Source organism: Streptomyces sp. NPDC048288 (assembly GCF_043201555.1).
Classification (GTDB): Bacteria; Actinomycetota; Actinomycetes; order Streptomycetales; family Streptomycetaceae; genus Streptomyces.
On the sequence record NZ_JBICZD010000010.1, the window covers coordinates 193,939 to 206,785 of the forward strand.

14 protein-coding genes are annotated in these 12,847 nt (G+C 71.7%); 7 read left to right on the forward strand and 7 right to left on the reverse strand.

Annotation, left to right across the window (positions count from 1 at the left end; all coding sequences use genetic code 11):
* Positions 1-59: 59 nt before the first annotated feature.
* Positions 60-1,535, reverse strand: a complete 1,476-nt coding sequence (locus ACGFZS_RS33120) for an MFS transporter (RefSeq protein WP_393798172.1) — start codon at positions 1,533-1,535, stop codon at positions 60-62.
* Between the two features lie 86 nt (positions 1,536-1,621).
* Here ACGFZS_RS33120 and ACGFZS_RS33125 point away from each other — a divergent pair, with 86 nt between their 5' ends.
* Complete coding sequence (locus tag ACGFZS_RS33125) at positions 1,622-2,023, forward strand: MarR family transcriptional regulator (RefSeq protein ID WP_355721596.1); 402 nt, start codon at positions 1,622-1,624, stop codon at positions 2,021-2,023.
* 74 nt (positions 2,024-2,097) lie between these two features.
* Here the strand turns inward: ACGFZS_RS33125 and ACGFZS_RS33130 are convergent, their stop codons facing one another.
* The 4 genes from ACGFZS_RS33130 to ACGFZS_RS33145 are packed head-to-tail and all read right to left on the reverse strand — an operon-like array spanning position 2,098 to position 6,290.
* Positions 2,098-2,832, reverse strand: a complete 735-nt coding sequence (locus ACGFZS_RS33130; RefSeq protein WP_393798173.1) for a maleylpyruvate isomerase family mycothiol-dependent enzyme — start codon at positions 2,830-2,832, stop codon at positions 2,098-2,100.
* 25 nt (positions 2,833-2,857) lie between these two features.
* Entirely contained in the window at positions 2,858-3,562 is a 705-nt protein-coding gene (locus tag ACGFZS_RS33135) for a CPBP family intramembrane glutamic endopeptidase (protein WP_393798174.1), read from the reverse strand.
* Positions 3,563-3,578: 16 nt separating this feature from the next.
* Complete coding sequence (locus tag ACGFZS_RS33140) at positions 3,579-4,841, reverse strand: arginine deiminase (protein ID WP_393798175.1); 1,263 nt, start codon at positions 4,839-4,841, stop codon at positions 3,579-3,581.
* A gap of 18 nt (positions 4,842-4,859) precedes the next feature.
* The gene (locus tag ACGFZS_RS33145; RefSeq protein WP_393798176.1) at positions 4,860-6,290 is read right to left on the reverse strand and encodes a basic amino acid/polyamine antiporter; all 1,431 of its coding nucleotides are present in this window, start codon (positions 6,288-6,290) and stop codon (positions 4,860-4,862) included.
* A 148-nt stretch (positions 6,291-6,438) separates the two neighbouring features.
* Here ACGFZS_RS33145 and ACGFZS_RS33150 point away from each other — a divergent pair, with 148 nt between their 5' ends.
* Positions 6,439-8,184, forward strand: coding sequence for an alpha/beta hydrolase (locus ACGFZS_RS33150; RefSeq protein ID WP_393798177.1), 1,746 nt, complete (start codon positions 6,439-6,441; stop codon positions 8,182-8,184).
* A 28-nt stretch (positions 8,185-8,212) separates the two neighbouring features.
* Here the strand turns inward: ACGFZS_RS33150 and ACGFZS_RS33155 are convergent, their stop codons facing one another.
* Positions 8,213-9,382 carry an MFS transporter gene (locus tag ACGFZS_RS33155; RefSeq protein ID WP_393798178.1) on the reverse strand — a complete coding sequence of 390 codons (1,170 nt, stop codon included), beginning with the start codon at positions 9,380-9,382 and terminating at the stop codon, positions 8,213-8,215.
* Positions 9,383-10,248: 866 nt separating this feature from the next.
* Here ACGFZS_RS33155 and ACGFZS_RS33160 point away from each other — a divergent pair.
* The 4 genes from ACGFZS_RS33160 (at position 10,249) to ACGFZS_RS33175 (ending at position 11,599) form a co-directional block, all read left to right on the forward strand.
* Positions 10,249-10,401, forward strand: coding sequence for a hypothetical protein (locus ACGFZS_RS33160; RefSeq protein WP_393798179.1), 153 nt, complete (start codon positions 10,249-10,251; stop codon positions 10,399-10,401).
* 29 nt (positions 10,402-10,430) lie between these two features.
* Positions 10,431-10,835 carry a tautomerase family protein gene (locus ACGFZS_RS33165; protein ID WP_393798180.1) on the forward strand — a complete coding sequence of 135 codons (405 nt, stop codon included), beginning with the start codon at positions 10,431-10,433 and terminating at the stop codon, positions 10,833-10,835.
* Positions 10,836-10,925: 90 nt separating this feature from the next.
* Positions 10,926-11,351, forward strand: coding sequence for a DUF1622 domain-containing protein (locus ACGFZS_RS33170; RefSeq protein WP_393798181.1), 426 nt, complete (start codon positions 10,926-10,928; stop codon positions 11,349-11,351).
* A complete protein-coding gene (locus ACGFZS_RS33175; protein WP_393798182.1) occupies positions 11,348-11,599 on the forward strand; it encodes a hypothetical protein in 252 nt (83 codons plus the stop codon). The genes ACGFZS_RS33170 and ACGFZS_RS33175 overlap by 4 nt, the downstream gene beginning before the upstream one ends.
* A gap of 50 nt (positions 11,600-11,649) precedes the next feature.
* Here ACGFZS_RS33175 and ACGFZS_RS33180 read toward each other — a convergent pair whose 3' ends face one another.
* Positions 11,650-11,904 (reverse strand): hexameric tyrosine-coordinated heme protein, encoded by a 255-nt coding sequence (locus tag ACGFZS_RS33180; protein ID WP_365689279.1) that lies wholly within the window; start codon positions 11,902-11,904, stop codon positions 11,650-11,652.
* 376 nt (positions 11,905-12,280) lie between these two features.
* Here ACGFZS_RS33180 and ACGFZS_RS33185 point away from each other — a divergent pair, with 376 nt between their 5' ends.
* Positions 12,281-12,607 (forward strand): hypothetical protein, encoded by a 327-nt coding sequence (locus ACGFZS_RS33185; protein WP_393798183.1) that lies wholly within the window; start codon positions 12,281-12,283, stop codon positions 12,605-12,607.
* Positions 12,608-12,847: the final 240 nt, after the last annotated feature.

Below are 12,847 nucleotides of genomic sequence, written 5' to 3' on the forward strand. Positions count from 1 at the left end.
AGCAGTGCGCCCGGCGGGGCAACGGGCCCCGCCGGGCGCACTGTCGGAGGCGTCCCCGTTCAGTCGCGCACGGACACGCGCTCCGCCTCCAGGGAGGTGGACTTGGCGATCACGACGCTCTGCCGCGGAGTCCGGGTGCGCAGCCCGGTGAGGGTGATCAGCAGACCGGCGAGGGCGACGATCGTGACGACCACGAAGCCGGGACGGTAGCTGTCGAGCACGGCCTGCGGAGTCGCCCGGTCGGGGGCGCCGGCGGTGACCACGGCGGTCACGATCGCCAGGAAGATCGCACCGCCCACCTGCACCGAGGTGTTGAGCAGTCCGGAGACCATGCCCTGCTCGTGGTCGTCGACGCCGTTGGTGGCCTGGATGTTCAGGGAGGGGAAGACCAGGGCGCAGGCGGCGCCGATCAGCAGCATCGACGGCAGGATCACCGCCGCGTAGACCGGGTCCAGGTCGATGCGGAGGAACAGGGCGTAGCCCAGCGCCATGAACGCGAAGCCGGCGGCGATCAGCCGAGGGGTGCCGAAGCGGTCCACGATCGCGCCGACCTTGGTCGACGACACCGCGACCAGCGCGCCCGCCGGCAGGAAGGCCAGCGCGGTGTGCAGCGCCGACCAGCCGAGCACGGACTGCATGTACAGGGTGGTCAGGAACTGGAAGCCGACGTACGAGCCGAAGAAGGCGACCGCGCCGAGCTGGGCGCGGATCTGGCTGCCCGAGCGCAGCACGCCGAGCCGGATGAGCGGGCCGGGGGAGCGGCGTTCGACCTGGACGAAGGCGGTCAGCAGGACGGCGACCGCGAGGAAGGACAGCAGGGTGCGGGCCGAGGCCCAGCCGACCTGCGGGGCCTCCACGACGGTGAACACCAGGAGCAGCATGGAGGCGGTGCCGAGGATCGCGCCGGGAATGTCGTAGCCGTTGTGGTCGCGTTCGCGGGAGCTGCGGGGCAGCAGCCGGAGGCCGGCGAGGAGCGCGATCAGCGCGATCGGGGCGGGCAGCAGCATGGTGAAGCGCCAACTGGCCTCGGTGAGCAGGCCGGACAGCACCAGGCCCATGGAGAAGCCGGTGGCCGCGCAGGTGGTGTAGATGGAGAGGGCGCGGTTGCGCAGCGGGCCCTCCGGGAACGTGGTCGTGATGATCGACAGGCCGGCGGGGGCGGTGAAGGCCGCGCTCAGGCCCTTGATGAAGCGGCTGGCGATCAGCAGCGGGCCGGAGTCGACCAGGCCGCCGAGCAGCGAGGCGACCGCGAAGACGCCGAGGGCCACGAGGAACACCTGGCGCCGGCCGAGCAGGTCGGCGGTGCGGCCGCCGAGCAGCAGCAGGCCGCCGTATCCGAGGATGTAGCCGCTGACGATCCACTGCAGGGTCGACGTGGAAAGGTGCAGGTCGGAGCCGATCGACGGCAGGGCGACGCCGACCATCGACACATCGAGGGCGTCCAGGAACATCGCGGCGCAGAGCACCAGCAGGGTGCCCCAGAGGCGGGGAGTCCAGCGCCCCTCTGGAGCGGGGGCGGTGAGCGGAGAGGTCATGGACCCAGACACTACATGCACATGCATCGAATGCAAACGCATTTAATTACGATGCAACAATCCCGATTCTCTGCTACGGTGCGGGGATGGCGGCGAAGAAGCCCGAGCAGGCGCTCGTGGAGCAGTGGCGGGACATTCTGGCTCTTCACGCCCGTACCCAGTGCGAGCTCGACCGCGCCCTGCACGGCCACGGCCTGTGCGGCAGTGACTTCGAGGTCCTCGACCTGCTCTCCGTCGCCGTGCCGACGGACGGCGGCTGCAGCTACCGCGTCCAGGAGATCGCCGAGCGGGTGCACCTCAGTCAGAGCGCGCTGTCCCGGCTGATCGCCCGGCTGGAGAAGGACGGCCTGGTCGAGCGGGCCATGTGCCCGGAGGACCGGCGGGGCGTGCGGGTGGCGCTCACCGGGAAGGGGCGCGCGCTGCACGGCGAGGTGCTGCCGGTGCAGCGCGCGGTACTGAACCGGATGCTGGCCGCCGAGTCGAACTGACCCCGACAGCCGGTCTTTTGACGGCTGGGCGGACCGAACCGGGTCGCCTGACGGTCGCCTGACAACAGAGTTGGTCAGATCCCGGAGTTCGTGCGCCACAGGTGGATGAGCTCCAGATCGCCGGTCGCCATCGGCACCGGCACCCGGTTCCACAGCGCCAGGTACAACTCGTCGGCGGGGCCCGCCAGTTCGGCGGTCGCCTCGGCGGGAGCGCCGGGCTCGGTCACGGGCGGCTGCGGTGACAGCCGTACGGTCCATGCCGCGTCCGCGTCCAGGGCCCGCACCCGCACCACCTTCGGCTCCTCGGTGCGCAGTCGGCTGCGGGAGCGGGCGTGGAAGCCGCGCAGCAGTTCGTCGATGCCGTCCACCGCGAAGTCCGTGCTGATCGGGGACGCCGGACCGCCCCGGGCGGCTTCGGCGTCGTACCGGTGGACGGTCGTCTCATGGGCCTGCCGGCGCAGCCAGAAGGCCAGGGGCGAGGGGACGGGGGCGGGGTGGAAGGTCCAGCAGGTCAGGTTCCGCGGTGCGCTGCCCAGGGTGTCGACGAGCCGGCGATGGCCGTCCAGGTACCAGGTGGTCAGGTCGGTGCCGTCGAGGGCGGGCGGGTCCGGGAACGGGTGGGGCGCGGTCGTGGCGTCGGCGACGATCCCGGTGGCCCACCGGTGGACGGTGCCCGTGTGCCGCAGCAGGTCGCGCACCCGCCAGTCCGGGCAGGTCGGCACCTCGGCGTCGAGCCCCGCCTCCAGGGCGGCGGCGCCCAGCGCCCGCCCCTCCCGGTCCAGGATCTGAAGAAAATCGGCAGTCTCCATGCCGCGAGTCTGCCGGACGCACGGCCTAGCGGAGCAGGAAGCCCACCGCGTAGCCCAGTCCGTTCACCGCCCAGTGCAGGGCCATCGGCGCCAGCAGCGAGCCGCTGCGATCGCGCAGCCAGCACAGCAGACAGCCCGCCACGGCCGTGAACAGCACCGCGCCGACGTCCACCAGGACCGCGCCGGCGGCCGAGTGCCCGAAGAGCGAACCCAGCGTCGGCTTCTCCTTGCCGAGGTTCAGCGAGGGCAGGATGTGCCAGAGCCCGAACAGCAGGGACGACAGGACGGCGGCCGTCGTCGCCGTACGCAGCCGGCACAGCAGCGCGAACAGGACGCCGCGGAAGGCGATCTCCTCCAGCAGTACGGTCCCCACGGGCACCGCGACCAGCGCCTTGAAGGCGATCTCCGAGCCGCTCAGCGCGTCCGTCCGCCGGTCGGTGAACAGCTCGCGGGTGACCGGCAGCAGCGCCCCGCAGAGATAGACGGCCGCGACGATCCCGATCAGGGCACCGCCCCAGCGCACCCCTTTCCCGAGGGAGTTCCGGCCCAGCCCCAGCTCGGCCCAGCTGCCCCCGGCCCAGAACAGCAACGCCACCAGGACCGCCGAGCCGACGACCGCGGTGAGCAGGATCCAGGACCCGGCCCAGCGGTTGTCGAGCAGGTTCGCCAGTACCAGCACGGCGACCGCCGCCGCCAGGGCCGTCCGGGTCGGCAGCCGGGGGACCGGCATCTCCGGGCCCCGGGGGTCAGAACTCGACCGGGTCGCGCAGCAGCGGGCAGGTCATGCAGTGCCCGCCGCCGCGCCCCCGGCCCAGTTCGGCGCCGACGATGGTGATGACCTCCACGCCCGCCTTGCGCAGCAGGGTGTTGGTCTGGGTGTTGCGGTCGTAGGTGAAGACCACGCCCGGCTCCAGCGCCACCGCGTTGTTGCCGCTGTCCCACTGCTGCCGCTCGGAGGCGTAGACGTCACCGCCGGTCTCCACGACCCGCAGCCTCGGCAGCCCCAGCGCCTTGGCGACCACGTCCACGAACGGGGTCGAGCCCTCGTCGGTCAGCTCGACACCGGGCTCCTTGTCGCCGGGCCGCAGCGAGAAGGCGTGCACCGCGTCCATGATGGCCGGATAGAGGGTGACCAGGTCGCGGTCGGCGAAGGTGAACACCGTGTCGAGGTGCATCGCGGACCGCAGCTTCGGCATCCCGGCGACGACGACATGCTCGGCCGCACCCTGGTCGAACAGGGCCTTGGCCACCTGGGTGATCGCCTGCCGCGAGGTGCGCTCGCTCATGCCCATCAGGACGACACCGCCCCCGACGGGCATGATGTCGCCGCCCTCGAACGTCGCCTGTCCCCAGTCGAGTTCGGGGTCGCCCCACCACACCGTGGCGTCCTTGTAGCCGGGATGGAAGGTGTACACCGCCTTCATCAGGAGGGTCTCGTCGTGCCGGGCCGGCCAGTACAGCGGGTTGAGGGTGAGCCCGCCGTAGAGCCAGCACGTGGTGTCCCGGGTGTAGAGGGTGTTGGGCAGCGGCGGCATCAGGTACTCGCGGACGCCGGTGGACTCCCGGGCGAGGGCGAGATAACCGGTGCGGTACTCGTCGGGCAGGTCGATGGTGGCCAGGCCGCCGATCAGGTACCGGGCCAACCGGGCCGGTTCCAGGGTCTCCAGGAAGGCACGCGTGGAGTCGATCAGCCCAAGACCCACCTGGTTGGCGACGATCTTCCGGTCGAGCAGCCAGTCCCGGGCCGCCGGGATCGTCATGGTCTGCGCCAGCAGATCGTGCAACTCGACCACGTCCACGTCCCGTTCGCGCAGCCTGTTCACGAAGTCGGCGTGGTCGCGCTGGGCGTTCTCCACCCACATCACGTCGTCGAAGAGCAGATCGTCGGAGTTGGTCGGGGTGAGCCTGCGGTGCGCGAGCCCCGGCGCGCAGACCAGCACCCTGCGCAGCCTGCCGACCTCGGAGTGGACGCCGAACGCCGCCTGGTTCGTGGGGACTTCACTGCTCACGGTGCACCTTCCGGGGACTCAGAGGCTGATCCAGCCGAGCGCCAGGGCGAGGATCCCGACCACCGCCCCCGCGACCGACACGGCCAGGACGACGAGTTCACGCGGCGAGAACAGCCGCCGGCCCTGCTCCCGGCGGGCCATCACGAACAGCACGGTCGCCGGGGCGTAGACGATGAACGAGACCAGGAGGTACTTCGGGCCCGCCGCGTAGACCAGGAACGCCGTGTACACCGTGGCGAGCAGGCCCACCACCAGCTCCCCCCGGCGCCGCGCGGGCCCGGCGATCCGCGCGGCGAAGGCCGCCGCCAGCAGATACGGGATCAGCGACAGCGCACTGGTCAGATCCAGCGCGAAGTCGAAGGCGTCGTCCGAGAACAGCGTGACGATCAGCACCACCTGGGACAGCAGCGTCGTCATCAGCAGCGCCGGTTCGGGCACGTCCGAGGCGGTCGCCCGGCGCAGGAACCGCGGCATGTCGTCGTCCTTGGCCGCCACGAACAGCACCTCGGCGGCCATCAGCGTCCACGCCAGATACGCCCCGAGCACCGAGACGATCAGCCCCACACTGACGAAGACCTGCCCCCAGGTGCCGACCGCGTGCTCCAGCACCCCGGCCATGGAGGGCTGGCGCAGCTGGGCGATCTCGGCCATCGGCATGATGCCGTACGACACGATCGTCACGGACGCGAAGACGCAGAAGACGCTGAGGAAACCGAGCAGGGTGGCCCGGCCCACGTCCGCGCGCCGCTTGGCGTGCCGGGAGTAGACGCTGGCGCCCTCCACGCCGAGGAAGACGAACACCGTGGCCAGCATGGTCCCGCGGACCTGGTCGAAGAGGGAGCCCGCGTAGGAGGCGCCGTGGAAGTTGGCGGCGAACACGTCCGCCTTGAAGTAGCACAGGGCCAGGATCACGAAGACCAGGATCGGGACGACCTTCGCGACCGTGACGATCCGGTTGACCGCCGCGGCCTCCTTCACGCCCCGCCGGATCAGCAGGAAGAAGGCCCACAGCCCGATCGTCGACAGGGCCGCCGCCGGCACGGTGTCGCCCTCGCCGAGCGCCGGCCACACCGCGCCCACCGTGGACATGATCAGCACCCAGTAGGTGACGTTCCCGACGCAGGCGCTCGCCCAGTACCCGAACGCCGAGAAGAAACCCAGGTACTCGCCGAACCCCGCCTTCGCGTAGGCGTACACCCCGGCGTCCAGATCCGGCCTGCGCAGCGCCAGCGTCTGGAAGACCAGGGCCAGCATCAGCATCCCCGCACCCGCGATCAGCCAGGCGATCAGCGCGCCCGCGACCCCGGTCTCCTCCGCGAACCGGCGCGGCAGCGAGAACACCCCGGCGCCGACCATCGAGCCGACCACCATCGCGGTCAGCGTGGGCAGCGTCAGCTTGGCCGCAGGCGGCGAGGAGCGCGGACTCTCGGTCGTCTGGGCCTGGGCCATGCCCACCACGATGGGATACCCGGTACCGCTCTGCACCTTTTGCCGGGTGGGAGAGTGCCCCTGAGGGGCCGTCCGGACGCGTGTTCCTGAGGGGCCGTCCGGATGCGGCGGCCGGTGCGGTGGCCGATCGTGGTCCCGAGGTGGCCAAGTGAGTGGTGCGGGCAGGGCTCTGAATCGTACGAAGGACCGGACCCGGCGGCTGACGGCCCGGCTGCGCCGGCACGCGGGCCCCGACCGGGTGGTCCGGCGGCGGCCGTGCTGGGGCGGGATCGCGGTGGCCGTCCTCTGCTACTGCCTGTCCCTCACCCCGTCCCTCCTGCCCCGCGCCTGGTGGCTCCAGGGGCTCGCGGCCGGCGTGTCGGCGGCCGTCGGCTACGGCGTCGGCGCGGTGGGGGAGACGGTGGTCCGGCTGCTGCTCCGCTGGGCCGGCTTCCGGATCCGCCCGCGCCTGCGCCGGACCCTGTGGGCCGCCCTGGGCGGCCTCGGCGCCGCCGCGGTCGTCACCGTCACCGCCTGGAGCGTCCGCTGGGAGGACGAGGTCCGCCGGGTGGTCACCCTGCCGCCGCACCTGGTCTGGTGGCAGTGGGCCCTCGTCCCGGTCGTGGCCGCCCTCGTCGCCACGCTGCTGCTCCTGGCCGCCCGTACGGTACGGCTCGGCACCCGCGTCCTCGCCCACGCCTTCGACGCCCTCGTCCCGCGCCCCGTCGCCTACGCCACCGGGGTGGCCCTCGCCGTCTTCGTGATCGTCGGAGTGGTCCAGGGCTTCCTGCTGCGCGGAGCGCTCGACGCCATCGAGAGCGCCGCGTCCCTCGCCGACCAGGGCACCACCGAGGGCGTCCACCAGCCCGCCCTGCCCTCCCTCTCCGGCAGCCCCGAATCCGACGCGCACTGGGACACCCTGGGCGCCAAGGGCCGCGACTTCGTCGGTACGGCCACCACCCGCGCCGACATCACCGCCTTCACCGGCAAACCGGCGGTGGATCCGGTACGGGTCTACGTCGGCCTGCGCACCGCCGACACCCTCGACGAACGCGCCGCCCTCGCCGTACGCGAACTCGAACGCACCGGCGGCTTCTCCCGCCGGATCCTCGCCGTCATGGGCACCACCGGCACCGGCTGGATCAACGACCAGGGCAGCAAACCCCTGGAGTACATGTGGGGCGGCGACACCGCCGAGGTCGCCATGCAGTACTCCTACCTGCCCAGCTGGGTCTCCGCGCTCACCGAGGACGAGGCCGCCGCCACCGGCCGGGCCCTCTTCGACGCCGTCTACGCGAAATGGCGGACCCTCCCCGCAGACTCCCGCCCCCGGCTCCTCGTCTACGGCGAGAGCCTCGGCTCCTTCTCGATGGAGTCCGCCCTCGGCGGCTCGCCGTCCCGGCTCACCTCGGAGACCGGCGGCGCGCTGTTCGTCGGGCCGACCTACGACAACCCGCTGTGGCGGACGGTCACCGCGCAGCGGCAGCCGGGCAGCCCCGAATGGCGGCCGGTGGTCGCGGACGGCGCACACGTGCGGTTCGCCCAGGTGCCGGCCGACTACGGCATTCCGGACGCGCCCTGGGGCGAGCCGAGGGCGGTCTACCTCCAGAACGGGTCCGACCCGGTGGTCTGGTGGTCGCCCGCCCTCGCCCTGCACCGGCCGGACTGGCTCGACCGGCCCCGCGCCCGGGACGTCTCACCCGCGATGCGCTGGTATCCGCTGCTGACGTCCTGGCAGGTGGCCTGCGACCTCGCCGGCGCGGACAGCGTGCCGGACGGCTTCGGGCACCGGTACGGGACCATGCCCACCAGCGCCTGGGCGGAGATCACCCGGCCGCCGGGGTGGACCGGAGCCGACACGGCACGGCTGGCCACGCTGCTGGAGTCGGTGCGGGAACCGGGGCTGCTGGACTGATCCGCCTGTCACCTGGCGGGTTCCCCAGTCACCCGGCGGTTGTGCCCATCCGGGTGGCCACGCCGATCAGGGTGGCCAGCGCCGCCAGCACCGCGACGCTCGTCAGCGCCGTCGGCAGGGATGTCCAGTCCGCCAGGAAACCGATGGCGGGCGGCCCCAGCAGCATGCCGCCGTAGCCCAGGGTGGAGGCGGTCGCCACCCCCGAAGGACCGGCCAGCGCTCCCGCCCGTTCCACGGCCACCGGAAACAGGTTGGCCAGGCCCAGCCCCGTGATCGCGAAGCCGAGCAGGGTCGCCCACACCCACGGCGCGAGGGAGCCGAGCAGCATGCCGGCCGCCGCCGTACCGCCGCCGAAGATCACCGTGCGGGACCGCCCGAGCCGCTCCAGCAGCCTGGTGCCGCTCGCCCGGCCCACGGTCATGGCCAGTGCGAAACACGTGTAACCGGCCGCGGCGAGACCCGCGGACGCGCCCAGGTCCTGGCGGAGATGGAGCGCGCCCCAGTCGGCCATCGCCCCCTCGCCGTACGCCGTGCACAGGGCGATCAGGCCGAAGACGAGAACCAGCCGGCGGGTCCGCGCGTCCAGCCGGCGCGGCGCGGCGCCGGGGCGCTCCTCGGTGTGCGGGACCGGGGTGTCGTACCGGAGCAGGGTGCGGCCGGCGACGGCCGTGACCAGCAGGCCGATCACGGTGAGGGCGAGCAGGTGCCGGGTGGGGGAGAGGGAACCGGCGACCAGGCCTCCCAGCCCGGCGCCGATCATGCCGCCGAGGCTGAAGGCCGCGTGGAAGCTCGGCATGATCGGGCGGCGGAGGGCGGCGACCAGGTCGACGGCGGCGCTGTTGAAGGCGACGTTCAGGCTGCCGTACGCGGCGCCGAAGACGAGCAGGACCGCGCCGAGTGCGAGTACCGAGTGGGTGAGGGGCGGCAGCGCGACGCTCAGGGCGAGCAGGGCCGCGCAGGCCACTGTCACGCGGTGGTTTCCGTAACGGCGGCAGAGCCGGCCCGTGAGTGTCATGGTGATCACCGCACCGGCGGAGACGCCGAGCAGGGCCAGCCCGAGCGCGCCGACCGAGGCGTGGGTCTGGTGCTTGATGTCGGGGATGCGGACCACCCAGCCCGCGAAGACGAAGCCGTCCATGGCGAAGAGAGCGGTGATCGCGATGCGGAGGCGGGTGAGGGCGAGGGGGCTTCCCGGCACGACGGTGTGCGAACGGGATTTGTTTATGAGCGGCACAAACTCAGGCTAGGTGAGGGTCACTGAGCGGGGCAAGGTGTCGCGGAGGAGCCGGATCCGCGTGGGCGGGAGCCGTCCGTGCCCCGCGATTCGATGACGGGTGCCAGCGGTCATGCATGGTCGAGGCCCCGTCAGCGGTGATCGGGCGGGGGCAGCTGGGTTTCCGCGGTGTGCCGGCCGACGTGTGCCACGACGCGGTCCGTGCCCGTGAAGACGGAACCTGTCCGAGTCCCTGATATCTCAGTGCTGCGCGACGCCACGGCTGCGACCGCCCGAAGGCGCTGCCGCCGTGCGCAACGGGCCGCTTCGTACTCGGGCGGCGCCCGATCGAGCCGCCGCGCCCGTGCAGCCCGCCGCGGTCACCTCCTGGAGCACCGGCCCTGGCCAGGCCCAGATGAGTGGGACTTTCATCCCCGTCTCCTAGGCCTAGGCCGGGCGGGCCGGGCTCGATCTCGATGGTTCGACATCGACGCCGGTGGCCAGGGGCCGCATCCGGGGCCTGGATCACACGATCGCGGCGCCGTGCGGAGTCGGCTCGCCTGCCTTCGATCATGCTGGAGGTCATGCGGTCCGCCCAGGGGCGGAGACCCGGCAGGGGCCGTCTCACCTTCGGCATGCCGAGCGGGACGACGACCGCACGACGGCCGACATCCTGCTGCTTGTCGTGCTCGTCGGCCGCGTGCATCCATGCAGGTGAGGCCTGCGGGTCACCGGAGAGGCATTTCCGCTCGCTGCCGCCGAGTGCCTATGGTCGAGGACGGAGGGGCCCGGACCGGCACCCCAGGTCGGCCCTCTTCATGTCAAGACCAAGGGGCCCGGCACCACCAGGCATGGGATCGCTCCCGGCCCTCATCCTCCGTCACGACGGCTTCGCCATGGTGGTGGGCGGTCCCACGGCCGTCCTTGACCTCCGCACACCAGGTATCGACGCCCGCGTCCTCGCCGTCGCCGACCACGGCACCTGGCTCTCCCCGAAGCCCTGATCCCGCTGTCCCTCCGAAGGAGTCCGACCATGCCCCTCGTGCGCATCGACCTGATCCGCGGCCGTAGTCCGGAGAACATCAGGGCCATCGCCGACGCCGTCCAGCAGTCCCTCATCGACGTCCTGAAGATCCCCGAGCGGGACAGGTTCCAGATCGTCACTCAGCACGACCCGGACGAGATCGTCGCGCTCGACGCGGGCCTCGGCTTCCAGCGGACACCCGGCACCGTCATCATCCACATCTTCACCCAGCGCGGCCGGGCCACCGAAGAGAAGCAGCATCTGTACCGGACGCTCGCCGCCCGACTCGACGAAGCCGACGTCGACGGCAAGGACCTGTTCGTCAGCTACTTCGAGAACGGACCCGACGACTGGTCCTTCGCGGACGGCCGCGCCCAGTACGTCGAGGGCGACCTCCCCGTCCCCGGACGCTGACCTCCCGGCCCACGCCCCGCGTGGCACATTTCCTCCGGTCACGGGGGTGGCGGGCACGAAGCAGTGCCCGTGTGAGCCGACAATGCCCCCATGCACGCGGACCTGCTGCCGGAATCTACGCTGCGTGGCGCCGTCGACCTGACCGTGCGTCTGGTCGAGTTCGCCGGCGCCCTGATCATCTTCGTGGGCGCCGCCTGGGCGTTCGTCCAGTTCATGGGGTACGGCGCGGTGCGGCTGCGCGACCGGAAAGGCTCTGCGGGTGCCGCCTTCGGCTTCAACGGGATCCGGCTGGCCCTCGGCCGGTTCCTGGCCCTCGGTCTTGAATTCCAGCTCGCCGGGGACATCCTTCGTACAGCCATCGCGCCCACGTTCACGCAGATCGGTCAGCTGGCGGCGATCGCCACGATCCGGACCGCGCTGAACTACATCCTCGGTCGGGAGATCGAGCAGGAACGCCGGGAGATCGAGCGCCTCTCCCCTTCAACCGGTGCCACGCCTCAGGGAACCGGCCGGTGACCGGGAAGATGACCCAAGCCGCCCTTCTGATCACCGTGTTCGGGCTGATCAGCGCTGTGTGCGCCGGCCTTCGGCTCCGCCAGGTGCGGCCCGGCCTGGCGGAGCTCACGGACTTCCTCGTGGCCGCCGGCATCATCTGCCTCGCGGGAGGCTCCTCCTGGACGACGCTCGCAACCGCCTCCGCCGCCGTCGGGGTGCGGCTCGTGGTCGGCTCCGGCCTCCGACCGAGGCCGGAGCCAACGCGCTGATCGTCTCTTGGCACATGGCGCCGGCGATGTCCGTCCTCACGAGACGCTGTTCAGGGCCGCCAGTAGTTGTTGGCGGCTGCGATGGTCTGGAACTCGATCGCCACGACCCGGGACGCGTCGATGAGGCTGTCCGGGGTGGTGGAGTAGTTCGGCCGACCGCCTTTGAGCACATCGAGGTCGGGCTGGATGTTGTGGATCGTGTGGCGGGCCAGCGTCAGGGCCAGGGCACGCCCTTCTTCCGGTGAACTCGTGATCAGGGAGTTTCCGGGGACCAGGACAAGGCCTTCGTCGGGTACGCGGTTCATGGCGCCAATGTGGCCCTTGGACAGGGTCCGGTTAACCCCTGACACGCGCCACAGGGCCGAAGGGGTGAGCGATGCTGTTCGGCCTTGGCGCGCTTGGAGCCCGCGTTGTCTCCGCCAGGGGGCCGGTCATCGTGCCGTGCCTCCGCGGCAGGGGTTTGAGTGAGTGTCAGGTCCATCATGCCTGTTCGGATGTGGTTTTTGGTAGGACGGAGCACACGTCTGTTCAGGCTTGTCCGGGGTGGTGGCCGGGCCGCAGACTCGTCGTCATCCACTCTCCGACGTCCGTGTCGGCATCCGTTCTCGGGTGCCGGCGCGTTCGTCGTGCTGTCTCGTCGCGGGGCGGGCGCGGGTGGGGGTGGGGAACGGAGGGGGATCGATGGATGAGGACATGGTCATGCGGGCGAGGGTTGAGTTGCTCAGTGCCAACCGGCGGGTGGTGCGCGGCACCGAGGGGTTGCGGATCTACCGCCTGCTGACGCGGGTCGCACCGGAGGTGTACGGGTCGAAGCTGGCGTACGTCCTGGTGGAGGCGAGCATGTCGGCACAGGTTCGGGAGCTGCCCGAGCAGCGGCTGGCGCTGTTGGAGGAGGCGGTTGCGGTGGCGTCGGCCCTGGACGCCGCGCATCCCTACCGGACCAAGGTGCTGGCGAAGGCGTTTGCCGCCCGGCGGGAACTCGAGGAGCAGCAGACACACGGGAGGTGAGACGGGCGCCCGTGTGCCGCAGGGCAAGCGAGGCGTTGTCGGCGGCGATCGGGCGGTACCGGCCTTCGGACGACGGCGCCGCCGGGGCGGAGGCCACCCCGGATCCGCAGGAGACGGAGGTGTGGTCGGCGCTCCGGGATGCGGCGAAGCCCAAGTCGCGGATGCCGGTGTGGCGTGTGGGGCCGGCCTGGTCCGTGCCGTCGGTGGACTGCCGGCGCCTTCTCGGGGCGCTCGCGGACC

What these genes read in the sequence shown, in the direction of transcription:
- ACGFZS_RS33185 (WP_393798183.1), top strand. Translation starts at nt 12,281, where the DNA reads ATGGATGAGGACATGGTCATGCGGGCGAGGGTTGAGTTGCTCAGTGCC.
- ACGFZS_RS33125 (WP_355721596.1), top strand. Translation starts at nt 1,622, where the DNA reads ATGGCGGCGAAGAAGCCCGAGCAGGCGCTCGTGGAGCAGTGGCGGGAC.
- ACGFZS_RS33135 (WP_393798174.1), bottom strand. Translation starts at nt 3,562, where the DNA reads ATGCCGGTCCCCCGGCTGCCGACCCGGACGGCCCTGGCGGCGGCGGTC.
- ACGFZS_RS33165 (WP_393798180.1), top strand. Translation starts at nt 10,431, where the DNA reads ATGCCCCTCGTGCGCATCGACCTGATCCGCGGCCGTAGTCCGGAGAAC.
- ACGFZS_RS33160 (WP_393798179.1), top strand. Translation starts at nt 10,249, where the DNA reads ATGGGATCGCTCCCGGCCCTCATCCTCCGTCACGACGGCTTCGCCATG.
- ACGFZS_RS33120 (WP_393798172.1), bottom strand. Translation starts at nt 1,535, where the DNA reads ATGACCTCTCCGCTCACCGCCCCCGCTCCAGAGGGGCGCTGGACTCCC.
- ACGFZS_RS33170 (WP_393798181.1), top strand. Translation starts at nt 10,926, where the DNA reads ATGCACGCGGACCTGCTGCCGGAATCTACGCTGCGTGGCGCCGTCGAC.
- ACGFZS_RS33130 (WP_393798173.1), bottom strand. Translation starts at nt 2,832, where the DNA reads ATGGAGACTGCCGATTTTCTTCAGATCCTGGACCGGGAGGGGCGGGCG.
- ACGFZS_RS33145 (WP_393798176.1), bottom strand. Translation starts at nt 6,290, where the DNA reads ATGGCCCAGGCCCAGACGACCGAGAGTCCGCGCTCCTCGCCGCCTGCG.
- ACGFZS_RS33180 (WP_365689279.1), bottom strand. Translation starts at nt 11,904, where the DNA reads ATGAACCGCGTACCCGACGAAGGCCTTGTCCTGGTCCCCGGAAACTCC.